The sequence below is a fragment of the Wolbachia endosymbiont (group A) of Sympetrum striolatum genome (genome assembly GCF_947250715.1).
Classification (GTDB): domain Bacteria; phylum Pseudomonadota; class Alphaproteobacteria; order Rickettsiales; family Anaplasmataceae; genus Wolbachia.
The window spans coordinates 1,381,389-1,406,689 of sequence record NZ_OX366342.1; the positions used below are offsets into that span (position 1 = coordinate 1,381,389).

Below are 25,301 nucleotides of genomic sequence, written 5' to 3' on the forward strand. Positions count from 1 at the left end.
TTCGCAAGAGTAATGGATTTATGGAAAAAGGGAGTGCCTGAACTATGAAAACATTTACAGGAGAAATTATGAGAAAGAGAACGTTAACTGTGACCTGTCGATATGAGCCTGATGAGTTAGCAGATAAACATTTATCAGAAGCTTACGAGCAGTTACTAAAGTATTCAGTAAAAAGAAACAACGAAAAGGAGGTAGAAAAAGATGATAGCGGTGGCCTTGTATGCAAGAGTTTCATCAGACCGACAAGTGCGGGATCATACAATAGAGAGCCAAATTGCAGAGCTTAAGCGTAGAATTGCTGTAGATGGACATGAGTTATTGGAAGAATATGTATTCACTGACGATGGCCGTAGAGGGTCAAATTTAGAGCGTGAAGGTTTAAAGAAATTACGTGATAAAGTAGCAGAAGGAAAAATTAATAAGATTTATATCTATTCACTAGATCGGTTGTCACGTGATCCTGTAGATCAAAGAGATGTAATAGATGAATTTAAGAGAGCAAGAGTAGAAATAATCTTTTCAAATCATAAGGTTGATGATACACCAGAGTCCGATTTAATGACAGATGTGCAAGGAGCAGTAGGAAGGTTTGAACTGAGACAAATCTTGATACGAAGCATGAGGGGAAAACTGCATGCAGCAAGAGAAGGTTGTGTGAGTGTAATAAGCAATGCACCTTATGGTTATCGATATATAAGAAAGCATGTAAAAGGAGGAGAAAACAAATTTGAAATTAATGAAGAGGAAGCAAAAGTAGTGAGAGAGGTGTTCATGTGGATTGGAGAGGAAAGGATAAGTATTAGAGAAGCGGTAAAGAGACTAAGAGAAGCTTCTGTTAGAACACAAACAGGAAAAGAGGTGTGGCATTCAAGCACCATCCATAAGATGTTAAAAAATCCAGCATACAAGGGGCTAGCAGCATATGGTAAAACAAAGGCGGGCCCAGTAATGCTAGAAGTCAAACCAAAAAAAAGCAACAGCCGGCGAACTCACTCTATTTACAGTACAGATGAGGAGAATTGGATTCATATACCGGTGCCGAAAATAGTTGACGAGGATTTGTTTAATGTAGTACAAGAACAATTGATTGAGAATAAACAGAGAGCAAGAGTGCAGCAAAGAAAAGAGACATATCTGTTGCAAAAGCTAGTTGTGTGTAAGTGTTGTGGACGTGCTTACTGCGGAAGGCGAAATTACAGCAAAGAAAAAAAGATTGTGTATACTTATTACACTTGCCTGGGTACAAGAAATTTTTACGGTAATAAGGTATGCACTAACGGATCTATTCGTGGAGAAGTGTTAGAAACAGGTATGTGGGAAGAAGTAAAAAGTGTATTAAAAAATCCAGATAGGATGGTAAAGGAGTACCAATGTAGAATTTCAGAACATAAGAATGAATTATTAGATGAAAGGTTTGCAAGACGTGAGAGTCAATTAAAACAAAATATTAAAGAACTTATAAATGATTATTATATTCAAGAGAATACAAGTGAGGAAAAATATATAAGTAAGGAAGACTTTAAGCAGGCAATGAAAAAAATGAAGGAACGTTTAAAAGAGATTGAAGGAGAGAAGAAAAAGGTGATTGATCAAAAGGGACTACAGGAGAAAATGAATCTTATTACAAATAGCATAAAGGGCTTTTATTCTAGTGTTAAATCGGAATTGGAACAACTAGATTGGCAAGCTAAACGTAGTCTTATTAGGACATTAGTAAAAGAAGTCAACATTGATCTTGATGAAGTAAATGTAGTATTTAAGATCAGAGAACTCAACAATCCCGCCCAGAATGGACAAAATCAGAAGTTGGCAGATTGTCTAAGGTGTCTGGGCACTGGGATGACAAAGGAGAGCAGTGTCAGCTACTTGCATAACACCATTTGTTGTGGGAGTGTTAAATAAACTGTGTCAAACCGCATTTTTAGTTCAACTCAATTTTCAATCTGCCAGGAAAGAAAACATCAAGTTGAGAGATAGTTAATGCCCAATCATGTACAGGCATCGTCCACTTTTCCTCTGCCTTCTTTATAGCACAATATACCTGCTTATACAAGGCATTTATGCTGGTAAATGAGCCTTTGGTCTTAGTGAATTTCCTAATTTGCCTATGTAGCCCCTCTATGGGATTGGTGGTGTAGATTATCCTCCTAACTGGACCAGAATACTTAAAATAACCAGACAAGTTTTCCCAATTATTCTGCCAAGATTTTATAACCATAGGGTACTTTGTGCCCCATTTTTCATCCAATTCCAACAGATAATTCTCGGCAATTTCCTTGCTTGAAGCTTGATATACCTTCTTTAAATCGCTCAAAAAACTCTTCGCATCTTTACTGGCCACATACTTCAGTGAGTTGCGTATCTGATGCACTATACACATCTGCACTTCCGCATTAGGAAAGACACTGTTTATAGCTGCAGGAAAGCTTTTCAGCCCATCAACGCAGGCAATAAGGATATCTTCTACTCCTCTTTCTTTGAGGTCATTTAGCACTCCCAACCAGAAGTTAGCTCCTTCACTTTCAGCCAAATAAAAACCTAATACTTCTTTTTTGCCATTTTGATCTATGCCTAATATGTTATACATGCATTTACTTACGCAATGCCCGTCCTCTTTGACTTTAAAAAACCATGAAAACTATCGGATATACAGACTGCAGCGGGCGACTACGCCATTCGTTGATTACTGGTAGCAATTTGTCAGTAATACTTGATATCTCTGCCGCCGATATTTTGTGATCATAAATTTCCTCAACATGTGACACTATATCTCTATAGCCCATACCACTGGCAAATGTGCTCAAAATCTTCGTTTCAAGCTCTGGATGTAAGTTTGTTTGCCTTTTTTTGACTATTTGTGGTTCGAAACTTCCTTCCCTATCTATTGGCGTCAAAAGCTCAAATGACCCTGCGCTTGTACGTAAAGTCTTTGCATTCCTCCCATTTCTTCGATTATTCTCTTCGCTTTCAGCCGACAAGTGGTTTTCTATTTCACCTTCCAGGCTTACCTCCAGCAACTTTTTTATAAACGGTGTTAATGCTCCATCTCTTCCTGTCAACGGTCTTCCTTCTCGTATAGACGACAGGATATTTGTTTCTAATTCTTTATAATCTACCAAACCGGTAGTTCTGTTTACTACTTTCTGACTCATTGTCAAACCTCCATTTTTTTATATCAATTTATTACTTTTTTTCGGTTTGACACAGTTTATTTAACACTCCCAATGGGACTACTGAGTTTGTTAAGGTAATTGTTCACAGGTTTAGTTGATGGCTGCTTGCTTTTTCTTCAAACACATCCCAAAGGTCTTTTTCTAGCGATATATTATATAATTTATTGATATAAACCACTCCCGTGGGTGAAGTTGTGTTAATTTCGAGCAGGAAGTCATCTATAATATCAATACCAACAAATATTAGCCCCCTTTTCTTTAATTCAGGACCAATTTTGTTACATATTTCATTGTCTCTATCGTTCATTTGAGCGGGCTCAAAACTTGCTCCAAGTCGCATGTTTGTTCTGATCTCTCCACTGATTTTTGGAACTCGTTTCATTACTCCAATTGGTTGACCATAAAGTAGCAATATTCTTTTATCTTTATCTATGTTTTTACAAAATGATTGCGCAATTACAGGACATTCATATTTTGCTATCATGAGATCCACTACCACTTGAATGCTGTTTTCATCTCGTATTCTTATTACATCGTTTCCTCCATAACTATACAACGGCTTCAGAATAATATCTTGATAGTTGTGGTAGAAATCTCTAATCATCGATATATTTTCAGTGATCAAAGTCGGCGGAATTAGCTCTGGAAATAATGAAGTTATCAATTTTTCAGGACAATTTCTTATTTCTGTTGGATTGTTAATTACCAATGCGCTGGTTTTTTCTAAGATATAGGTTGTTGTAATGTAGCGCATATCAAAGGGTGGATCCTGTCTGATAAATATGATGTCCATTTCATTCAAGTTGATTGCTACATCCTCTTTAGAGATAAAACTAAAATCATCAACGCTGACTTTCTGAGCAAGAGCAATTGGATGGTTTAGCTTTAGTGCTAAATTGTTAGGAGCATAGACAAAAACTTCGTGCTTCCTCCTTTGTGCTTCCTTTATTAGCACGAATGTAGTGTCAGTTTCAAAATTTATATTTTCATCCATCTGAAAGGCAACTTTCATTTATGTTCTCTACCTATTGTCACAACTGTACAAATGTTATAATTTGAAGGCGATTTTTGCCTAATGGCGTAATTTACTGTACTTATATCGTACATAACTTACAACTTGTTTTACTCCCTTTACTTTTCTTGCAATTGATATTACAGCTTTTAATTCCGCTTTATTTTGGGCTATACCCATCAAATAAACAACTCTATCAACCGTATTAACGCTATAATTAATTGATTTAATATTTCTTTTCCCCAGAAGTCTTGTTCTTATTTCCGCTGTTATCATGCCATCTACAGTAGTGTCTAGCATGGAAGCCATTTGAATTGGTATTACTCTTATTTCATTTATCACTTCTTTAATTTCTTTTTGCTGCCAAGCTATTTTTTCTGCTGTAAGTTGTTTTTCAGGAGTGTCAACACTTCCAATGAGCAATACTCTTCCTTCACTTACTTTAACTTTTATGGATGAAAATAGCCCATGTTTTAAGAGCCCCTTATTAATTCTGATGACCATAGTCGTATCATCAATGATATTTCCCAAGGATTTGTCCTGCATTGTTATTGCTGTTGCTGTCGCTGTAGCCACCACACCACCTATTATAAGGGTTGTGCAACCACTTTGTGTAATCAAAAAAATTGCAAGTAAGAAGCTTGTTATTAATCTCATTATTGATTTTCAGGATTTAGAGCTTTCATTAAGAAATGTTAATAAGCTTTTTTGATTGTGTAAATACTATAAATTAAGTAAGACTTTAAACCTTGAATATTTTTAATGGAATACCTATAATAGGGTACTGAAAATTTCTTGCGGATATGGCGGAATTGGTAGACGTGCCAGGTTTAGGTCCTGGTGAGCTTGCTCGTGGGGGTTCAAGTCCCTCTATCCGCACTTTAAAGTCATGTAACTTAGGTTTTAAGGGAAAATTTATAATCACTGAATACACTTTTGTTTGTATAAAAACCTGTTCTTAAGGATTGTGTTTAACTTAAATTCTGGTAAAATGACTCTATTAAGATATGAATTAAAATGTTAATAAATGAATTATGATGTCTAATAATATACCTCAAAATACAGTCGAAGTAAGTAGCGTATATACCTACAAAGAGCTTAGTATAGATAAACTAAAGTATGAGTATGAAATCACAGTTGGTAGTGATTATATAAAACAAAAGGTAAATTCCAGGTTGCAAGAGATAGCAGAAAATGCAAAATCACCTGGGTTTAGGGCTGGAAAGATGCCCTATGACCTTGTTGTTGCAAATTATAAAAACGAAGCTTTGGAATATGTGATAAATAATACAATTGATTATTGCTCAAGTGATTTGATGAAAAAAATTGAAGTCAAGTCTCACATTTATCCTAAGGTTGATGTTATATCATTACCAGATCTGGGCAAAGAAAATGAGGAGGGCAATTTTGTATACAAGCTATCTTTTGAGTCGATGCCTGAAGTACCGATGATAGATCTTGACAAAATAAACTTAAAGAAAATTGAAGCAAAGATTGAAGAGGAAGATATAAAAGAATTTATTGATTCTATTAAAACAAAGTTCCCCAATTTCGCTTCTGTTGATGATGCTTCTTATCAAGCGAAAGATGGGGATAAATTGATAATTGATTTTGAAGGGCGGATTAGGAATAAGCTCTTTCAGGGTGGAAGTAGCAAAAATTTTGCCGTTAATTTAGGGTCTGGCACATTTATTAATGGTTTTGAAGATCAATTAACTGGTATGAAAAAGGGAGAAACAAAGGACTTTAAGTTGCAATTTCCTGAAAATTACCAAGCCATTTCACTTGCAGGACAGGAAGCTGATTTTTCTGTGCGAGTTAATGAGATTCAAATTGCCAAAGATTTTGAAAATGATGATGAAATAGCTAGGAGTATTGGTTTTAAAGATTATTCTTTGCTAATAAGTCATGCAAAAAAAATGATTGGTGATCAGTGCACCGAAATGAGAAATCTCTTAATTAAAAAGGAGCTATTTGATTATTTGGATGCTAATTATAGTTTTGATTTACCCACAGACATAGTAAAACAGGAGCAACAAAGAATGGAAGGAGAACTGGGTGCTCAAAATGATTCTTGTAAAGAAGCTGAAAAACGTGTAAAGCTTGCTATGTTATTTATGAAATTTAGTGCAGAAAATAAAATATCATTAACTCAAAATGATGTTTTGAATGTTATTGTAAATCAATATGTCAGTAAGGATGTACCGTTTGACAGAGTACTTAAGCATTTTGAATCAAATAAACAATTTCAAGAATTAGTTAGAGGGCAAGCGCTTGAGTATAAAGTGACAGATTATATAATAGAAAAAGTTAGTAAAGAAGAGCAGATTATTTCTGTGAAAGAATTAAAGGAATTGTTTGGTAATATTTAATAGGAAAAGGTATGACTCTTATACCAATTGTAGTTGAACAAACTAGTCGCGGTGAGCGCGCTTATGACATATATTCAAGACTAGTGAAAGAAAGAATAATTTTCGTAACAGGTCCTATTGAGGACAACATGGCCAGTGTAATAGTAGCACAGCTTTTATTTTTAGAATCGGAAAATCCCGATAAAGACATTTGTATGTACATCAACTCACCAGGTGGTATTGTAACTGCTGGTTTGTCGATCTACGATACAATGCAGTATATAAACCCAGACGTTTCAACTTTATGTATAGGTCAAGCTGCGTCTATGGGTTCCTTATTGCTTGCATCTGGTACAAAAGGTAAGCGCTACTCTCTACCTCATTCAAGAATTATGATACATCAGCCATCTGGTGGTTATCATGGTCAAGCAACTGATATAGAAATACATGCTAATGAAATTTTGCGAGTTAAGAAAAAACTAAATCAAATTTATGAAAAACATACTGGAAATTCACTGAAGAAAATTGAAGGAATGATGGAAAGAGATAAATTCATGGATCCTGAAGAAGCAAGGAAAATTGGCTTAATTGACAGGGTGATAGCTGAGCGTACAGATATTGAAATTGAAAATATTAAAGTTAAACAAAAGGTGGGTTAATGGATAACAATAATGATTTACACTACTGTTCTTTTTGCAACAAGGCGCAAGATGAAGTAGATAAATTGATTACTAACTCCTCGGATGGTTTAAAGGTGTTTATTTGTAATGAGTGCATAGAATTATCCCATAAAGCAATAAGTCAAAAGAAAGATAGATCTTTTAATTCAGATCGTATATCTGATATGAAGCTATTACTAAAGAAACCTGAGGATATAAAAAATTTTCTCAGCAAGCATGTTGTAGGTCAAGAACACGCGCAACACGTTTTATCTGTAGCTATGTATAACCATTGTCAATCCATGGTACAATTTCATGCTATAAGTGATATTAAAATCGAGAAGTCAAATATAATGCTTATTGGTCCCACTGGTTCTGGTAAGACTTTGCTAGCCAAAACACTTGCTAAAGTTTCAGATGTGCCATTTGCCATGGCTGATGCGACAACTTTAACTGAGGCAGGTTATGTGGGTGATGATGTAGAAAGCGTGTTGTCGCGTTTATTACAAGCTGCAAATTATGACGTTGCAAAAGCACAGCGTGGTATAGTGTTTATAGATGAAATAGACAAGATTACAAGAAAATCTGAAAGCAGTTCAATAACCCGTGACGTTTCAGGTGAAGGGGTCCAGCAAGCTCTGCTTAAGATTATGGAGGGTACAGTTGCTTATGTTCCGCCACAAGGAGGGCGAAAACACCCACAACAAGAGTTTATACAAGTGGATACTAGTAACATACTATTTATTTGTGGAGGAGCTTTTGAAGGCCTCGATAAGATTATTGAAGCGAGAAAAAAGGGAACGTCAGTTGGCTTTGGAGCAGATATAAGTCAGTCTAAAGAGCAAAAGAAAAAGAATGCTTTACATGATGTTCAACCTGAAGATTTAATCAAATTCGGTTTAATACCCGAATTTGTAGGGCGGGTTCCAATAACTGCTGTTTTAGATGAGTTGGATCATGAAGATTTAATACATGTGTTGACAGAGCCAAGGAATGCACTAATAAAACAGTACAAAGCATTGCTTGCGTTTAGCAAAGTAAACCTTGAGTTTTCAGATGAAGCAATATCAGCTATTGCTAAAAAGGCTATAAGCTATAAAACAGGTGCAAGAATGTTACGTGCTATCTTGGAGTCACTTTTGCTTGACGTTATGTATACAGCTGGAAACGGAGATTTTGAAGGTAGCACTATAGTAATCACTAAGAAAATGGTAGAATTAGGAAAAGCAACGGTTAATCATAATAATAATGGCAATGTTATAACGGTTAATGATTAATTTGAGGCATATATTATGAACATTGAACGTGCTGTGAGCTCTAGTTTTACTGCATTGCCAGTATTACCTTTAAGAGATGTAGTAATTTTTCCAAATATAATGGTGCCTTTATTCATAGGCAGAGAAAAATCTGTTAATGCACTAGAATATGCAACAAGTAGTAGTAGTCACCAAAATGAGATTTTTCTTGTAGCACAGAAAGATGGCTCTGTTGATAATCCAGAGCCTGAAGATCTTTATGAAGTAGGTGTGTTAGCAAACATTATACAACCATTAATAAAATTGCCTGACAATGCAGTAAAAGTTATAATCCGGGGGATAAGAAGGGGAAGAGTTGTAGAATATATTAGCTCTCATACTTTATTACAAGCCAGGGTAGAGTTAGACAATCATTATAAAGAAGATGAAGACAATATTGATTTAGAAGCTTTAAGGCGATCTGTTATAGACGCGTTCGATAGCTTGTGTAAGCTAAACAAGAAAAATCAGCCTGAAGTTGCCATTAACCCCATTGATCAAATCAAAGAAGTTGATCAACTTGTAGACACGGTAGCTTCACATTTAAATATAAAAGTATCGGATAAACAAAGCATACTTGAGGCTTATGACCCAAAAGAGCGTTTAAAAAAAGCTTTTGCTTTTATTGAGGGAGAAATAAGTATTTTGAACGCACAAAACCGTTTATATAAGACAATTAAATCGCAAGTTGAAAGCACTCAGAAAGTTTACTACCTTAACGAGCAATTGAAAGCTATAAAGAAAGAATTAGACGAATTTGAGAATGGTGATGAAGGGAATATACTCAATGAATTTGAAAAAAAGATAAATGAAACAAAGCTTTCTCATGAAGCAAGAGAGAAAGCTATAACTGATTTGAAGAGATACAAGAAAATGAATCCCATTTCTCCTGAAGCTACAGTTATATCTAGTTACTTGCATTGGTTACTTGATTTGCCGTGGGGAAAGTACAAAGATGCAAAAATTAACTTAAATGCAGCTAAGAAAATCTTAGATGAAAATCATTATGGCATAGAGAAAGTAAAAGATAGGATAATAGAATTTTTAGCAGTATTAAAAAGAGTAAAAGAGATAAAAGGTCCTATACTTTGCTTGGTTGGACCGCCAGGTGTTGGTAAAACTTCTTTAGCTAAGTCTATGGCAGGAGCAGTAGGAAGAGATTTTGTTCGCATAGCTCTTGGTGGTGTGCGTGATGAGTCCGAGATACGAGGGCATAGGAAAACTTATATTGGCTCAATGCCTGGTAAAATTATTCAACATATGAAAAAAGCTAATTCATGCAACCCGCTTTTTCTGCTTGATGAAATAGATAAGATGGTTTCTGATTCGCGTGGCGATCCTGCATCTGCATTACTTGAGGTTTTAGATACTGAGCACAATAAACACTTTACGGATCATTACTTGGAAGTTGAGTTTGATCTTTCAAGTGTAATGTTTGTAGCTACGGCAAACAGCTTAAATTTGCCACATCCTTTGCGTGATAGGATGGAAATTATACAATTGTCCGGGTATACTGAAGATGAAAAAATCAGTATTGCTACACACCACCTTATTCCGAAGTTAAAGAAGGAGCATGGTTTGTATCAGAAGGAATGGGACATAACTAATGAGGCGTTATACAAGTTGATACGTTTATATACACGTGAAAGTGGTGTGCGGAGTATGGAAAGGGAGCTTGCAAAGCTCATGAGAAAGGCAGTTAAAGAAATATTGACTGATAAAAATAAGAAAATATCCGTAGGGGTTGACAATTTACAAGATTATTTAGGGGTACGTAAATATACCTTTGGTATTGCAGAAAATGAGAGTTTAGTGGGAGTAGTAACTGGGCTTGCCTATACTGAAACAGGTGGTGATATTTTGATGATAGAATCAGTCCTAATTCCGGGCAAGGGAGAAATAAAATACACAGGAAAGCTTGGAGAGGTTATGCAAGAATCTATAAAAGCTGCGTATAGTTATATTCGATCAAATTGTTTGTTTTTTGGTATAAAGCCCGAAAAATTCCAAAATAATGATATACATTTACATGTACCTGAGGGTGCGGTACCAAAAGATGGCCCTTCTGCTGGCGGCGCGGTATGTACGTCTATTGTTTCTCTTATGACGAATATACCAGTTAACAAAAATGTTGCTATGACAGGCGAAGTGACATTGCGTGGTAGAGTTTTAGCTATTGGGGGCTTAAGAGAAAAATTGCTTGCAGCGCTCAGAGGATCAATCAAAACTGTGATTATACCAAGTGAAAATGAGAAAGATATGCAAGAGATTCCGGCAAGCATCAAAGAGAGGATCAACGTAGTTTTTGCTAAGAATATTGATGAAGTTATGAAAGTTGCTTTAATGCACCCTACTACTCCAATTGATAGTGATAATCAAAATAGTGTGCCTTCCTCTATAGAAAATAAAGATGATACTTTTCCTATGTCGGAAACATTGAAGCATTAGATTAAGAAGATATTATACAATCTCCATTTCTCTTTTGTCCGGCAAAAACCCACCAACTTGCGCATTCCATAAGGATATGACCTGCTTTGCTGTGATATTATTCATCAATGCCAATTAATTTGAAAAATTTATAGCGCTTTATATTATAATACTTTATCAATCAAAAATAAAAAGAGAAAATGACCGTGCTCAACATACAAAATAACGCTACACTTTGCAAACAGTGGATATTCTTAGCAGTATGTGCTCTTGCTTGCTCTGGGTTACTGTCAATAATTGTTATTTTTTTACGATTGCCTTTTATCTCCTCTCCCGTTCCTTCTGCACAATATATCTTTGATAATGCGCTGGTGATACACGTGAATTTGTCAATTTTGGTGTGGATGTGCTCTATAATATCTCTGCTCTTTATCATAAACCTACAAAATACCAATAGTTGGTTTAACTTTTCATGGGTTCTATCAACCCTTTCGATGCTGCTGATGTTTGTATCTGCATTCGTTCCAAACACTGAAGTTATCAAAAGTAACTATATTCCCGTGTTACAAAACAAATTATTCTTATTTGGTCTTGGTTTGTTTACCACCAGTATGTTAGTAAATGCAATGCTAGCATACACATCAAAAAAAGAGGTTTCATTTCTCTCTGTGGGGCAAGTTGGGCTGGTTATTACACTTGTTTCGTCATTTCTTTGCTTTGTTTTAGCATATCAAAATATGCCTCCAGGTCTATATCACTCAGATAAGAATTTGTTTTACGAATATCTCTTTTGGGGAGGCGGACATTTATTGCAGTTTGCTTTTACTCAAGGAATGTTTTTAGTCTATTTAATAATGTTAAGCGATGCTAGTTTAGCTTCAAGCAATAAAATTACTATTTTACCACTATTTATAAACACAATTTTGGCTATGGGTGCATCGTTTATATATTTTGTTTATCCAATTGATAGCGCCAAGTTAATACAGTTTTTTACTTGGCATATGAGAATTGCTGGAGCAGTTTTGCCGTGCTTTTTGATAATATTAGTGTGCTGCAACATCAGGACTTTTACTAATGATAAAAGCAACTATTTATTACATTCATTTTTATTGTTCATTTATGGAGATGTGCTTGGAGTGCTGACTATTGAAGGAAATGTCACCATTCCCGCTCATTATCATGGTTCTGTAGTTGGGATCACTATAGCTTTTATGAATTTCATTTATTGGCTGTTACCTAAATTAAACTTTAAAGAGGTAAAAAGTTCCATGGTAAGATTACAGATTTATGCTTACAGTGTGGGGCATTTTCTCCATATTACTGGACTTGTATGGCTTGGTGGATATGGTGCCTTAAGAAAAGTTGCAGATCTGCCAAGTATTTCATCAATGTTGGCACGTGCTTGTTTTATTGCGGGTGGAGCTATATCAGTTATTGGTGGAATGTTGTTCGTAATAATTGTGCTTTTACATCTGTTAAAACGCAAAGCGCGTACCAACTAACCCATAGAAACGAAAAAACTTACTTGACAAACTCCGCCAGCCCCCTTATTATGACAATAAGGGTATTTATGACTCAAAACTTGTTTTTGACCTGCAGGCTCAATGACAAAATTCAGTAAAAAACTCAGGTATTTATTGGCGGATTACATAAAATTATAGCGGCTGCATGTCTTTTTTATTTTTTCTACATTCAGCCAAATCGCGCTTATTTTAAGCGTTAGCACATTATTACAGCGCCACTTACAGTAATATAGAGTCAAAACTCGCACCACGGGGCTTCTTTTGCCTTTTTTTCCGCTTGGTAAATTTCTTAATGTTTGTAGCTAAAGCAATTTAAGAGACCGAAAATGGTGTCATTCCAGCGCGTGACGCTGGAATCTAGTCTTTATTATGCAGCCACTTATTTAAAGTTAAGTTTTCTGGATCCAAGTAGTCAAGCTACTCGGATGACACCTTGACAATCGTCATCCTGCTACGTGTTAGCGGATGAGATACCGCGAATGAATCGCTGTATGACGTAGGATTGCTGTCATCCCGCTGCTTGTTAGCGGGATCTATGTGAGATACCGCGGCAGTGTGACGGTTCGCGGCGGAATGACGATAACCTCGTCATTCCGCTACTCGTTAGCGCCGTGGCGGTATGACGTCTTAGCTATAGTTAACAATAGAAGCAAAACTCATCCTTTTGAAAGAGGAGGAGATTTTTCTGGATCCTCAGCGGGGATTGATTTTGGATCTGATAATTCTGTATTTACCTTGATTGGCTCTAATGGAGTTTTCTGCTCTTCCGGTTTATCGTCTGGAATTGGAACAGGCCAATCCATAATGTTTTGCGGTATAACTTCTGCTTCTTTAGCTTCTTTTTGACCTGTTGAAGATGGTGTATCAACTCCTGCATTTTTAGTAACTTCTTGTTTTAGTTGTTTATTTTCTTCTTGTAATTGCTTTAAATTTTTCTTTAACTCGTCAATCTCTCTTATTTTTTGTTTTAATTGTTCAGATATAGTTAGTTTGTCTCTAGTCAATTTTTTGTTTTCTTGTCTTAACCCACTAGCTATTCTGCTTGAGTTGTTGTTTACAGCTTGTGTACCTTGGTCTTGCTTCTGCATGCTTGTTCCTCTACTTTCATATTCAACTTCAGTTTGAGTTGCCTGACCTTTTTCCTGCTGTAATATGTTCTGCAGTTGCTCTAGACTCTCTTTGACAGATGCCAGCTCTTCCTGTGTACACGTTAACATCCCTTCCTTTTCCTTAAGCTGTTGTTTAAGCTTATCTATTTCTGATTGTTGCTTTCTGAACGATGTTGAATCTGTACTTTTTGCTCTTAATTGTCTAAATAAATTTTCCTTTTCTTCTGCCAATTTTTCTATTTGCTCAGTCAGCTTATCTTTATTATCGATAAATTCAATCTCAGCTTGTTTTAGTTTACGGGTTAAATTTTCAATATACTCACTATCTTCGTTTTTTACTTCCGAATACTTTGCCCTTAAATCTTGAAGCTTTCCTTCTAATTTCTGGCTCTCTCTTACTATCTGCTGTATCTTTTCATCCTTCTGCTTAATTTCTTTTCTCAAACTCTCTATTTTCTCATTTTTCTCCACTTCTTCTATCTCATCTGCAAGAGACTTTTTACCTATACCAGATTGCTGAATTGCCATTTCTAAATCTTCTTTTTCTTTGTACAGTTGATTTAATTCCTTAACTAACTCTTGATTCTTTAATTGCTCTTTACTCATAAGCGACTCAATTAAAGTACCTTGTTCCTTTATTCTTTGATTTTTTTCAGATATAACTTGCCGTTGTTCATTAACTTCATCTCTCAAGAAGTCACGTTCTAATCTTAGATCCTCAAGCTGCTTTGCCTGCGCTGCAAAATATTTAGCAAATGTTTCTTTTTCTTTCTCTAATTCCTCAATTTCGTCTACTTCACCTTTTGCTCCTTCTTGTTCATGCTCTTCTTCATCACTAGACATATCATCCTCAAGTATTTCATCTTCATCACTAAATTCACTAACACTAGAGAAAGAACTTCTACGTGAAGAAGGTGTGCTAGGAGAGGAATACCCACTGCTGCTTGGTGTAGGTGACTGTGGTGATATATGTGGATCTTTTGTAAATATTTCCTCTGCTGGTACTTGCTGATCGTCTACACTCCTGGACATGTCAGTAAAAGCTTGATGCAGAATTTTTCCATTGATAAAAACTTCTTTATTCTGCTCAACTAATTTTAATATTTTATCTTTTATTTCCTCTGGTGTGAACTTTAAATCACCAAACTTTGGCTCACCAATGACACTTTGTATACCACTAGAATCCAATTTTACGATCATGCTACAGTCTATGCTGTTACCTTCAGAATCTTTAGCCTGCCAGTTAATGGTCATTTCACATGAGCTTGAACCAGTAAAATCATAGTGCCTTTCGCTGCCTTTTTTGGTCGCAGTTATTTGACTATCTTTCTCTAAAGATATGTTATAAACCTTACCTTCTCTGCTGGCTCTTAAAATATTGCTAATTTCTATTGGTTTTTCTTCATTTTCAAATCTAATTTTGAAGTCGTTATCTTTTGTTGAATACGCTAAGAAATTTTGACCAGGCAGAGACGACTTAAGTTCTTTATGCATTGTGTTTATTGATTGCTCAAATTTTTGGAACTCCTTTTCCCACTTTAAATTTATCTGTCCTGTAATGTCCTCATCTTTGCGTAAAGGACCAATAAAGTACCAGATTAAATTTTCTTCCTCCAGTCTTTTAATAAAATCCTGAAGATCGTTGCAAGATTCAATGACACTTAGAATATCATTTTTCTTCTGTTCATCTACATTTAGACTTTGATTCTCAGCTATAAATACATTTTCGTTTTCCTGTGGCATAATTTTGCATCTTTAAAAAGTATACTATAATATTAACAGATTTTTTTAAAAAATCAACTAATCGTTGAGTAAATAAACTTGAGCACTTGTCCATTATGTTATATAGTAGTTACTCCTTAAGCAGTGCAGTATGGACAATACCATTATAAGAAAATACGATATTAGAGGTATAGTAGGCAAAGATTTGCAGATTAATGATGGGTACGAGATAGGTAGAAAGTTTGGCCAAACCGTAGCTAGTGTTTGTGTCGGCTACGACAGCAGAATAGATTCACCAGGTATAGAAAGAGAATTAATTAGGGGCTTAACTTTATCCGGTGCAAATGTTATACGCGTTGGACTATGCTCTTCACCTATGCTCTACGCTGCAACACAAATCACGCAGGCGGATCTTGGTATTGTAATAACCGCTTCTCATAACCCAAGTGAATACAATGGCTTTAAATTTTTTAGTAATAAAAAAGTCTTCTCAGATCAAGAGATAAAGGAAATTATAAGCAATCCAATTAAAGACAGTACAAGGATTGGAAGCTTAATTAACATAAATATATATAGTGAGTACATTCGCATATTAAAAAGTGCAGTGAAGAACGATACTACACAGAAATTAAAAATAGCCTGGGATTGTGGAAATAGTCCAGCAAGTGGAATTATAAGGTATATTGAAAAGATCTTGCCTGGTCATACACACATCGTAACCAATAACTCTATAGATGGGGCATTTCCACTGCATGATCCAGATCCCATAGAGGAAAAAAATCTCGCTCAATTAATTGACATTGTGAAGGAATATGGATGTGATCTTGGCATTGCGCTAGATGGCGATAGCGATAGGGTGCGCTTAATTGATAATAAAGGCAGTGTTGTTTCCAATGACCATTTATTTATAATTTTTGCACGTGAAGTGTTGGAGGAATATCCAGAAAGCAAAGTTATTGCCAACGTAAAAATGAGTATGAAAGTGCATGATTTTGTTAGTAAGTTAGGAGGGCAAGTTATTACCTGCGCTACTGGACATTCACTAGTTAAGAAGAAGATGGTAGAGGAAGAGGCAAAGTTTGCTGGTGAATTAAGCGGGCACTTCTTCTTTTCTGAGCTAGGTTTTGATGATGGGCTATATTCTGCTGTTAAAGCAGTTGACATTTTGCTTAAGAAAAACCAAAGCCTATCTCAGGTAATTGAGGATTTACCGAGGTTATATATCACTCATGAAGTAAAGATTGTAGTGAAAGATGAGAAAAAATTTCAAATAATTGAATCAATAAAGAAAATATTGGAGAAGCAAAATATTGTATTTTCAGATCTTGATGGTGTTAAAGTAACCGATAATAAAGGTTGGTGGCTTCTTAGGGTATCAAATACGCAAAACTGCATTACAGCAAGATGCGAAGGAGAGACTTTAGAAGGTTTTGAACTTACTAAAAAGGTTTTGTTCAATTACATTGATGAAGCAAGGTCTTTAAATTGTAGCTATTCACAGAAATAAATTTGATTTATAAAATTGGCATGAAAGTATAAAGATAAATAGGCTAAATGTACTTATCACCTGGTCAGGCTGCAGCATTATTTCGTGTAACCGTTTGCGGGTCCACTTAATTCTGCAATTCTTTGATCTCACTCATGGAGAGGCCAGTAAACTTAACAATAGTGGTGACATCAACATTATTAGCCAGCATTGTTTTTGCAACTTCAATTTTTCCTTCCTTTTTAGCATCATCAAGTTTTTGTTCAAGAACAGCCCGTTCATCACGAATACGTTTTATTTCCTGTTCGTAGGCAATAAATTCTTTCTCTGACCAGTTGAATCTATTTAGTTCTTCATATGCCTTTTTAATTATTACATCACTACCTATTATCTTTTCCAATTCTTCTTCGCTAGTTTCATCTGCATATTTAAAATAATAGATCCATTTTTCAACTATACTCTCCAATTGGTCTTCTTTAGTTTTAGGAAATTTTGGTAACTCAATAAATGTAAAATAAAAATCTTTTAAACCATGTTCATAGCTATCTTTGTCTAACATTACATGATCTGACTTATACTCAGATTTATTAGGAAAGAGAATACAATCAGCAATAGCAATAAAGATAATTTCTTTAAGATTATGATATTGATCACCTTTATCAGCTTGCCTTGAATAAGCTTTAGCAGCGTAATATTGAGCGCGTTTTTCAAAGCCTTTAGTTTTGGCAACTTGCATTTCGACTATTACTTGCACCCCATTTTCATCCCTGCAGAGTACATCAACGATACTTTGTTTTTTAGAGGCAATTTCAGCATCTTGAATAGTGCTGAGGAATTCTATTTCTTTTATTTCATCTTTGCCAGTGAACCCCAAAATATCATTGAGAAAGTGAATGAGGATGTCTTTATTTTTTTCAGTACCAAAAATACGCCGGAACGCAACATCATTCTTGGGGTCGAGAAATTTAGAAAGAGCCATAAAAAAATTTTTAAATGTATCTTTATATTATATATTCTTATTGATAATAATTCAATAATTTGTCATCTTTTTTGTTAACTTTACTGATGTTGCCAGAAGGAACGTTGTTGCAAAATTTTGTAAAATTTATTATCCTAAGGTTTCAAGTCTTCACAGGTTTATTGGAACTATATGTACAATGTGTTTATCAGTGAAAATCCGGAGAAAATGATGGGGGAAAAGTTAATACATTACTTTAGCCAGGGTAAATGCGAAGGCAATGCAGAAATGAAAAATCTGCTGGGAGGAAAGGGGGCAAATTTAGCAGAAATGTGCAATGTTGGCATTCCTGTTCCACCTGGTTTCACAATTTCCACCTCTGCTTGCAAAGTCTATTATCAAGACAATAGATCTTCTGTCATCCAAGTAGCTGACTACTCGGATCCAGAAAAAAATGTGGTCACGCACTGGAATGACATATGTAGTGAAATCAAAAACTACATGGCGATGCTCGAAAATGACATCGGTTGTAAGTTTGGGGATTTAAATAATCCCTTATTAGTTTCAATACGCTCTGGTAGTGTTAGTTCAATGCCGGGCATGCTTGATACTATTTTAAATGTTGGTCTAAATGATGAAACCGTTGTTGGGCTTGCAAAAAAAAGTGGCGAACGTTTTGCTTACGATAGCTACTGCCGCTTCATTATGATGTACTCCAATGTTGTACTACAGCTTGACCATCACCTATTTCAAGATGTTGTTGATAATAAGCAGCAAAAGAGTGGAGCAAAAAGCTTAGCTGATCTTGATGTTGATGTTTTAAAGAGAATTGTTAACAATTTCAAAAGGATAGTACATGAAAAAACAGGAAAACATTTTCCGCAGAACGTTGAAGAGCAATTGTTAAACTCAGTTAATGCAGTATTTACCTCTTGGAAAAATGATAGGGCTGTTTCCTATAGAAGAATACATAACATTCCTGAAAACCTTGGAACAGCGGTCAACGTGCAAGCAATGGTTTTCGGTAATTTAAATGATAATTCTGCAACTGGTGTGATATTTACACGAAATCCTTCAACTGGAGAAAAAAAGCTTTTTGGTGAGTTTTTGGTTAATGCTCAGGGTGAGGATGTGGTTTCTGGTGTTTATACTCCTATGCCAATTGACGGAGAGCAAGAAAACACCATGGAGAAGTTGCTGCCAAGTGTCTACCGAGAATTATGTGTGGTATGTGAAAAACTTGAAAGGCATTATAAAGACATGCAGGATATCGAATTTACTGTGCAGGACGGTAAGTTATGGATTTTGCAGACTAGGTCTGGCAAGCGCACGGCTGAAGCTGCTATTCGCATAATAGTTGATATGGTAAACGAAGGAACGATTACAAAAGAAGAAGGAATATTGAGAATTGATCCAAAAACTTTTGACAATTTATTGCATCCAGTTCTTGACGTTAAGAGTGACCAAAAAGTAATAGGGAAGGGACTGCCGGCTTCTCCAGGGGTTGCTTCTGGATATGTAGTGTTTAGTGCAAGTGATGCTGAAAAAGCTGCAGAGCAGGGTAAAAAAGTGATTTTAGTAAGGTCAGAAACGAGTCCTGAAGATATTAATGGAATGAATGCTGCAAGTGGCATAGTAACAGCACGGGGAGGGATGACCTCGCATGCTGCTGTTGTAACCCGTGGAATGGGTAAGCCATGCATTTGCAGTGTAAGTGGACTTTATATCGATAAAGATGGAACTTTCTTTTCTGTGGGGGATACAAAAGTAAATAAAGGTGAACCAATTACCATCAACGGAGGAACAGGGGAGGTTATGCTTGGCATTCTTCCTACAATTTCACCTGAATTATCGCAAGAATTCAAAACGATAATCAACTGGATAGATGAAATCAAAACGGTCAAAGTGAGAGCGAACGCTGATACTCCAAAAGATGCAAAAATTGCAAAAGAATTCGGTGCAGAAGGTATAGGCTTATGTCGCACAGAACATATGTTTTTCGCTAGTGATAGAATCGAATTCATTCAAAAGTTGATAATAGCTGACGATGAAAATGAAAGGGCAAATGCGCTCATTAAACTGGAAGAAATGCAAAAGTCTGATTTCAAAGAAATATTTTCTATTATGGAGGGTAGGGAAGTCACTATACGGTTGCTTGATCCACCCTTACATGAATTTTTACCCAATAATCAGTCTACTATAGAAAAAATCGCCAAATCACTTAGTAAGTCAGTTGAATCAGTAAAAAATAAAATAGCACAGTTGTCAGAAAAGAACCCAATGCTTGGCCATCGAGGTTGTAGACTTGCCATTTCTCATCCTGAAATATATAGCATGCAGATTAGGGCAATACTTAGTGCTGCAAATGAGCTAAAAAAGGAAAAAAGTGTAGAAATCAAGCCTGAGATCATGATCCCTTTTATAATGAATGAGAAAGAATTTATTCTGATATGCGAGCTAGCAAAGAAAGAATCCTCTGTCATCTCAGCTGGAATCCAGACGCAGATTCCAGCGTCACGCGCTGGAATGACATCAGACAATGCTTATTCAATTGGAACGATGATAGAACTACCAAGAGCAGCACTGATTGCTGATAAGTTAGCAAAACATGCAGAGTTTTTTAGTTTTGGCACTAATGATTTAACGCAAACAACCATGGGACTTTCAAGAGATGATTCAGTTAATTTCCTCGATTCTTATAAGGAAAGCAATATATTTGACAATGATCCATTTGAAGTGCTGGACATCGAAGGGGTAGGGGAGTTAATCAAGATAGCCATTGAAAGAGGCAAAAAAACCCGAAAAGAAATAAAACTAGGTATATGTGGAGAGCATGGAGCAGATCCAAAATCTATAGAGTTTCTCATCGAATCAGGGGTGGATTATGTTTCATGCTCACCCTATAGAGTACCGGTTGCAAAGTTAGTGGCAGCACAGTTTAGTGTAAAATCTAAGCTTGTTGGGTAAGTGAGAAATATAGCAATAATATAACCACTGGTGACTTTCCTCACTTAGACAACTGTGTCAAGAACTGGAATGACACCCTACTTAACCGTTATACCGCCGCGGCGCTAACACGTAGCGGGATGACGATTGTCAGGGCCAGCGCCTCTATGATGTCATCCCAGTGCCCAGACTACTTGGATCCAGGAAAAAGAATGATGTCATGTAAGTAGCCTCCTTCTTCTGTCATCCCAGTTCTCCTTTCTCGTCATCCCAGTGCCCAGACACTGGGATCCAGGAAACTTAACTTTAAATAAGTGGCTGCATAATCAAGACTAGATTCCAGACTGGGATGACACCCTACTTAACCGTCATACCGCGATTCATTCGCGGTATCTCAGCCGCTAACAAGAGATCCCGCTAACAAGTAGCGGGATGACGGTTGTCGTTTAGCCATAAATATTTAAGAAATTTACCAAATGAAAAAAAAAGGCAAAAGAAGCCCTAGTCATTGTCTATTTTCAGTATTTGGCGTTTTTTAAGTCTTAAACACTGCAATTTAGCTGCTTTTAATTGCAACTAACCTACGCTGCAAATGTTTAAGAAATTTACTAAGCAGAAAAAAAGGCAAAAGAAACCCCGTGTTAGCTAGTTGTCACTCTCTAATCCTGCAAATTGGCGTACTATACTGTCTTAAACGACTTATAAGCGCGTTTCAGCTTATATAGGTAAAAACCCAGAAATGTTGTGAACACATAGAGTGCACATAGTGCAAAAAATTAAAAATAAGACGCCAACTACGTTGTTTTCTTGCTGTTTAATCTGCACAGATGAAGATAACTGAATACCTTCAGTTTCATGATAAGGGGGCTGGCGGAGTTTGTCAAGTAATTCCGTTCCTTATGGGTAAAAAAAAGAGAAACTCTAAGTTGCAGCCGCACGATGTTTCTCTTTTCTGCTGTTGATGATTATTTCGCCTATTGTAACTGCTGCTAAAATAAAGCAGTAATATACCTGTGTTAATAAAGAAACAGGTGATACAAAGGCGATGCTACCTGCCAGCAATAGTTGAGAACCATAAGGTAAGATGCCTTTTGTAGCACAAGCAAAAACATCTAATAAGTATGCACTGCGGTATGGTACAATATCGTGTTTCTGTGCGAGTCTTTTTGCAATGCCACCACTTAGTAAAATAGCAATGGTATTATTGGCAACTAAGGTAGTAAACATAGACGCAATTCCTGCTATCAAAAATTCAGCTTTAGTTTTTGTGATATTGCTTTCATCGATGAGTTTATGCAACGCTTTTTGACCTTGTTTGTACATTATATGGCTCAACCCACCGATAAATAGAGCAAATATTACTATTTCGTTTACTTTTTTGAAACCGTCGTACACGTCATAAGGAAATTGAACGATGGCATAATCAAAAAAAGCTATTCCTAGCACACCAGCAATAATTATGTTTACAGTTATTGTTACTAAAGTGGTGACTTCAAGCAGCCCCATGATTATTAAAGAAATATAAGGAATAATTTTTATTATAGAATAATAATCTAAATTTGATATAGAAATAATTTTTGTACTACTTGAAATCACTGCCAGATAGGTGAGTGTTATAATACCTGCAGTAAATTCAACCTTAGAGTTTATTTTAAGTTTATCTTTTGCTGAAGCTCCCTGTGAAGAAACAGATGCAATGGTGGTATCAGATATCATTGAGAGGTTGTCACCAAACACGGCACCACCTACTACAGTTGCAGTTCCTATTTCAAGGCCAAAAGCTCCACTTTTTGCCAGATTAACAGCTATAGGTACCATCAGCGCAACAACTCCCATAGATGTACCAATTGCAGTTGAAATAAAAGCAGAAGCCAAAAATACTCCAGGCAGCATTAATCTTGCTGGAAGGAAATTAAGAATTAAATTAGCAACAGTGTCTGCGCTACCAATTGATTGAGTAACCGCAGAAAATGCTCCAGAAAATAAAAAAATTAAACACATAGTAAGGGTATTTTTGTCACCCATGCCCTTGATAACAGTATCGATGTTATGCTGAATTTTATTTGTACCACGTGAGACAGCAAAAAATAGCGCTGGTAACAAGCAGATTACTGGTGAAACCTGATGAAGTGGATTATCAGTTCCGATAAAAGAAAAATAAGCACCACTTCCAAGGTACAAGATTAAAAAAACAATCAAAGGGACAAAAGCTGTCATTTTACTGTACCTCAAACTTACGACTATAACTAATTAAGTGGTTTTAAGCAAGTTTGGTTTTCACTAGTTTTGCAGGAAGTTGACAGCAGAGTTTTAAACTTCATATTTAATCTACTAAATAAATAGCACATGTAGCCGAAGGGTTTATATCTTGTGCTATACTTTATTTTATGTCATGCAAACAGTTGATATTAGCATACATCCAAATAAAGTAATGGAGAATATAAAAACCATATCAGTAAAAGACGATAACGTTAGGCTGGATAGGTACATCAGAAGAATCTTTCCTGATCTAAAGCAATCTGTAATTGAAAAATCTTTAAGGAAAGGGTTAATCAAAGTTGATGATTGCAAAGCAAAGTCTAGTGATAGAGTAAATTCTGGACAAACTATAACGCTGAAGCACTTGAATTATATTGAGAACGCTAATTCTGATCGCAAATATAATGAAAAGTTAGTGAATCTACTAAGAGAGAACATATTATATGAAGACGAATATATACTAGCTATAAACAAGCCCGCAGGGGTCATCGTTCAAGGTGGCGTAAAAGTAAAGATTAGCATGAGTGATTTGCTTGACCAAATAAGAGAGGGAGAAACATTTAAAATTGTCCATAGGCTAGATAGAGATACGAGTGGAGTGATAATATTCGCACGCAACGCTAATGTTGCCAGATACCTTATGGAAGAATTTAAAGGACGAAGAGTAAAAAAAACTTATTTAGCATTAACTTCTGGCATACCGAGCAAGGATAGTGGAACAATAGACTATCCATTGGTGAAAAAATATGTTTCAGGTCAAGAAAAAGTGGTCGTTGATGAAAATTCACCTCAGAATGCCACTACGCATTTTTCAATTATAGCAAAATCCAAACACAATGTTGCTTATTTAAAATTACAACCAATTACCGGCAGAACCCATCAGTTACGTGCACATTTAGCTCATATAAATTGCCCTATTCTTGGTGACGGTAAATATGGTGGTAAAAAAGCTTTTATTGATGGGATAGCAAATAAAATTCACCTTCATTCGCATTCTTTATCTTTAAAACTGCCAAACAATAAAGAAATCACTATCACCGCTCCTATCACTAAACACATCGAAAAATCCATTGAAGCGCTATTTTTCGACTGAAACGATTTCACCAATCAACTTTTCTGTCTTTGGCTTTAATTTGAAGCACAGATATTAGGCTAATTAATGCGCAGGCAGTAAGATAAATGCCTGCTGCAAGTTTTGTTTCGGTTTTTTCTATAAGCCACATGCATATGGATGGAGAAAGGCCACCAAATATTCCTGCAGATATGTTATGTGCGAGGCTAAAGCCCGTGCACCTAACTTTCGTTGGAAATAACTCGCAAGCAAGAGAATTATATATTCCAAAAGATGCACTTATTGGTATGGTTATTAGCCAATAAGTGGGCGTTATAACATAGTGATTATCATACGATAATAGCGAAAGTACCGGCAAACCGGCGCAAGCTAGAGCTACTAATGTAGGAATCATTACATTTTTTCTTCCAACTTTATCAGACAGTATTGCAAACAGCACTGCAGACGCTCCAAATGTAATTTCAACTATAATCCTTACTACATTTTTAATATTGATGCCTGAGAGAATAAGTTCTTTTACAGATATGTTGTAAAACATGATTGCTGAATAAACGATTGCATTTTGGGCAACGCCAAGCCCAATTGCTAGCACAAATGCCTTTTTATAGTCCCTGATTAATTCTAAAAATGGAGAATCAGATAAGCTTCTATTTTGATCATGAATTTTATATGCTAGGCTCTCTTCCATTATGTATCTTATTAAGAAGCCTATTATGCCCATAATAAAGCAGAAATAGAAGAGCAACCTCCAGCCCCAAATTTCATAATTTTCACCTGTAAATTTTTTGCAAATAGCTATCATTACAAAACATGTAATAGAACCAAGAGCACCACTAAAAGCTTTCATGCTACCTAAAAAGCCTAGATTTTTTTTATCGCTTGAATGCTCTATTAAAAAGGCTGAGTTGATACTCGTTTCCCCTCCTGTTGCCATTCCTTGTATTATTCTACAAAGCAGAAGTAATATAGGAGAAAATATTCCTATTTCTTTAAATCCTGGTATGACCGCAATTGCAGTAGATGATATCAAAGCTAATATTACGGAAGTCAGCAAAACTTTCCTCCTACCGTACTTATCTCCAATGCAACCAAAAATAAACGCACCAAGCGGTCTAAATCCAAATCCAATTGCAAAACTACCAAGAAATTTGATTGTGCTTAAATAATCGCTTTCTGAAGGAAAAAAAACATTGCTTATTATATGTGTTAAAACTCCAAATAGAGTTACTTCATACCATATAATCATATTGCAGATTATGCTTGATAGTATTGCTTTTTGAATATCGTTCATGATTTTCGGTTTACCACA

The 25,301-nt window shown here is 35.8% G+C and carries 16 protein-coding genes, 1 tRNA gene and 1 pseudogene; 11 read left to right on the forward strand and 7 right to left on the reverse strand.

Annotated features, from left to right (window positions below):
• Positions 1-44 precede the first annotated feature (44 nt).
• Positions 45-287, forward strand: coding sequence for a hypothetical protein (locus OOK87_RS06775; RefSeq protein ID WP_264688211.1), 243 nt, complete (start codon positions 45-47; stop codon positions 285-287).
• Positions 247-1,902, forward strand: coding sequence for a recombinase family protein (locus OOK87_RS06780; protein WP_264688408.1), 1,656 nt, complete (start codon positions 247-249; stop codon positions 1,900-1,902). The genes OOK87_RS06775 and OOK87_RS06780 overlap by 41 nt, the downstream gene beginning before the upstream one ends.
• A gap of 19 nt (positions 1,903-1,921) precedes the next feature.
• On the opposite strand, the pseudogene OOK87_RS06785 reads toward OOK87_RS06780, so the two are convergent.
• From OOK87_RS06785 to OOK87_RS06795, 3 genes and pseudogenes are all read right to left on the reverse strand, one after another.
• A pseudogene (locus OOK87_RS06785) lies at positions 1,922-3,152 on the reverse strand (IS256-like element ISWpi15 family transposase).
• A gap of 103 nt (positions 3,153-3,255) precedes the next feature.
• Positions 3,256-4,185 (reverse strand): glutathione synthase, encoded by a 930-nt coding sequence (gene gshB / locus OOK87_RS06790; protein WP_264688409.1) that lies wholly within the window; start codon positions 4,183-4,185, stop codon positions 3,256-3,258.
• Between the two features lie 60 nt (positions 4,186-4,245).
• Entirely contained in the window at positions 4,246-4,842 is a 597-nt protein-coding gene (locus OOK87_RS06795; protein ID WP_064124795.1) for a BON domain-containing protein, read from the reverse strand.
• A gap of 140 nt (positions 4,843-4,982) precedes the next feature.
• Here OOK87_RS06795 and OOK87_RS06800 point away from each other — a divergent pair.
• From OOK87_RS06800 to OOK87_RS06825, 6 genes are all read left to right on the forward strand, one after another.
• Positions 4,983-5,064: transfer RNA gene (locus OOK87_RS06800), tRNA-Leu, on the forward strand.
• Between the two features lie 158 nt (positions 5,065-5,222).
• Entirely contained in the window at positions 5,223-6,557 is a 1,335-nt protein-coding gene (tig, locus tag OOK87_RS06805) for a trigger factor (protein ID WP_264688507.1), read from the forward strand.
• 11 nt (positions 6,558-6,568) lie between these two features.
• Positions 6,569-7,195 (forward strand): ATP-dependent Clp endopeptidase proteolytic subunit ClpP, encoded by a 627-nt coding sequence (gene clpP, locus OOK87_RS06810; protein ID WP_253309482.1) that lies wholly within the window; start codon positions 6,569-6,571, stop codon positions 7,193-7,195.
• The gene (gene clpX, locus OOK87_RS06815; protein ID WP_264688410.1) at positions 7,195-8,472 is read left to right on the forward strand and encodes an ATP-dependent Clp protease ATP-binding subunit ClpX; all 1,278 of its coding nucleotides are present in this window, start codon (positions 7,195-7,197) and stop codon (positions 8,470-8,472) included. Before clpP ends, clpX begins: the two co-directional genes overlap by 1 nt.
• Before the next feature lie 15 nt (positions 8,473-8,487).
• Positions 8,488-10,938 (forward strand): endopeptidase La, encoded by a 2,451-nt coding sequence (lon, locus tag OOK87_RS06820; RefSeq protein ID WP_264688411.1) that lies wholly within the window; start codon positions 8,488-8,490, stop codon positions 10,936-10,938.
• Positions 10,939-11,123: 185 nt separating this feature from the next.
• Positions 11,124-12,419 carry a cbb3-type cytochrome c oxidase subunit I gene (locus OOK87_RS06825; protein ID WP_319803104.1) on the forward strand — a complete coding sequence of 432 codons (1,296 nt, stop codon included), beginning with the start codon at positions 11,124-11,126 and terminating at the stop codon, positions 12,417-12,419.
• A 677-nt stretch (positions 12,420-13,096) separates the two neighbouring features.
• On the opposite strand, the gene OOK87_RS06830 is transcribed toward OOK87_RS06825, so the two are convergent.
• Entirely contained in the window at positions 13,097-15,292 is a 2,196-nt protein-coding gene (locus tag OOK87_RS06830) for a coiled-coil domain-containing protein (RefSeq protein WP_264688413.1), read from the reverse strand.
• A gap of 130 nt (positions 15,293-15,422) precedes the next feature.
• On the opposite strand from OOK87_RS06830, the gene OOK87_RS06835 reads away from it, so the two are divergent.
• Positions 15,423-16,778, forward strand: a complete 1,356-nt coding sequence (locus tag OOK87_RS06835; RefSeq protein ID WP_264688414.1) for a phosphomannomutase/phosphoglucomutase — start codon at positions 15,423-15,425, stop codon at positions 16,776-16,778.
• Positions 16,779-16,884: 106 nt separating this feature from the next.
• Here the strand turns inward: OOK87_RS06835 and OOK87_RS06840 are convergent, their stop codons facing one another.
• Positions 16,885-17,736 carry an Rpn family recombination-promoting nuclease/putative transposase gene (locus OOK87_RS06840; RefSeq protein ID WP_264688415.1) on the reverse strand — a complete coding sequence of 284 codons (852 nt, stop codon included), beginning with the start codon at positions 17,734-17,736 and terminating at the stop codon, positions 16,885-16,887.
• Between the two features lie 210 nt (positions 17,737-17,946).
• Here OOK87_RS06840 and ppdK point away from each other — a divergent pair, with 210 nt between their 5' ends.
• Positions 17,947-20,682, forward strand: a complete 2,736-nt coding sequence (gene ppdK, locus OOK87_RS06845) for a pyruvate, phosphate dikinase (protein WP_264688509.1) — start codon at positions 17,947-17,949, stop codon at positions 20,680-20,682.
• A gap of 900 nt (positions 20,683-21,582) precedes the next feature.
• Here ppdK and OOK87_RS06855 read toward each other — a convergent pair.
• Positions 21,583-22,878, reverse strand: coding sequence for a Na+/H+ antiporter NhaC family protein (locus tag OOK87_RS06855; protein WP_264688416.1), 1,296 nt, complete (start codon positions 22,876-22,878; stop codon positions 21,583-21,585).
• A gap of 175 nt (positions 22,879-23,053) precedes the next feature.
• Between OOK87_RS06855 and OOK87_RS06860 the strand changes: the two genes are divergently transcribed.
• The gene (locus tag OOK87_RS06860; protein WP_253309474.1) at positions 23,054-24,013 is read left to right on the forward strand and encodes an RluA family pseudouridine synthase; all 960 of its coding nucleotides are present in this window, start codon (positions 23,054-23,056) and stop codon (positions 24,011-24,013) included.
• Between the two features lie 7 nt (positions 24,014-24,020).
• Here OOK87_RS06860 and OOK87_RS06865 read toward each other — a convergent pair whose 3' ends face one another.
• Positions 24,021-25,283: an MFS transporter gene (locus OOK87_RS06865; RefSeq protein ID WP_264688417.1), complete on the reverse strand. Its 1,263-nt coding sequence runs from the start codon at positions 25,281-25,283 to the stop codon at positions 24,021-24,023.
• Positions 25,284-25,301: the final 18 nt, after the last annotated feature.

Bases quoted from the DNA above. Each gene is read 5' to 3' on its own strand.
- OOK87_RS06860 (WP_253309474.1), top strand. From the start codon at position 23,054: ATGCAAACAGTTGATATTAGCATACATCCAAATAAAGTAATGGAGAAT.
- clpX (WP_264688410.1), top strand. From the start codon at position 7,195: ATGGATAACAATAATGATTTACACTACTGTTCTTTTTGCAACAAGGCG.
- gshB (WP_264688409.1), bottom strand. From the start codon at position 4,185: ATGAAAGTTGCCTTTCAGATGGATGAAAATATAAATTTTGAAACTGAC.
- OOK87_RS06795 (WP_064124795.1), bottom strand. From the start codon at position 4,842: ATGAGATTAATAACAAGCTTCTTACTTGCAATTTTTTTGATTACACAA.
- lon (WP_264688411.1), top strand. From the start codon at position 8,488: ATGAACATTGAACGTGCTGTGAGCTCTAGTTTTACTGCATTGCCAGTA.
- OOK87_RS06840 (WP_264688415.1), bottom strand. From the start codon at position 17,736: ATGGCTCTTTCTAAATTTCTCGACCCCAAGAATGATGTTGCGTTCCGG.
- tig (WP_264688507.1), top strand. From the start codon at position 5,223: ATGTCTAATAATATACCTCAAAATACAGTCGAAGTAAGTAGCGTATAT.
- OOK87_RS06775 (WP_264688211.1), top strand. From the start codon at position 45: ATGAAAACATTTACAGGAGAAATTATGAGAAAGAGAACGTTAACTGTG.
- OOK87_RS06830 (WP_264688413.1), bottom strand. From the start codon at position 15,292: ATGCCACAGGAAAACGAAAATGTATTTATAGCTGAGAATCAAAGTCTA.
- OOK87_RS06865 (WP_264688417.1), bottom strand. From the start codon at position 25,283: ATGAACGATATTCAAAAAGCAATACTATCAAGCATAATCTGCAATATG.
- clpP (WP_253309482.1), top strand. From the start codon at position 6,569: ATGACTCTTATACCAATTGTAGTTGAACAAACTAGTCGCGGTGAGCGC.
- OOK87_RS06835 (WP_264688414.1), top strand. From the start codon at position 15,423: ATGGACAATACCATTATAAGAAAATACGATATTAGAGGTATAGTAGGC.
- OOK87_RS06855 (WP_264688416.1), bottom strand. From the start codon at position 22,878: ATGACAGCTTTTGTCCCTTTGATTGTTTTTTTAATCTTGTACCTTGGA.
- ppdK (WP_264688509.1), top strand. From the start codon at position 17,947: ATGGGGGAAAAGTTAATACATTACTTTAGCCAGGGTAAATGCGAAGGC.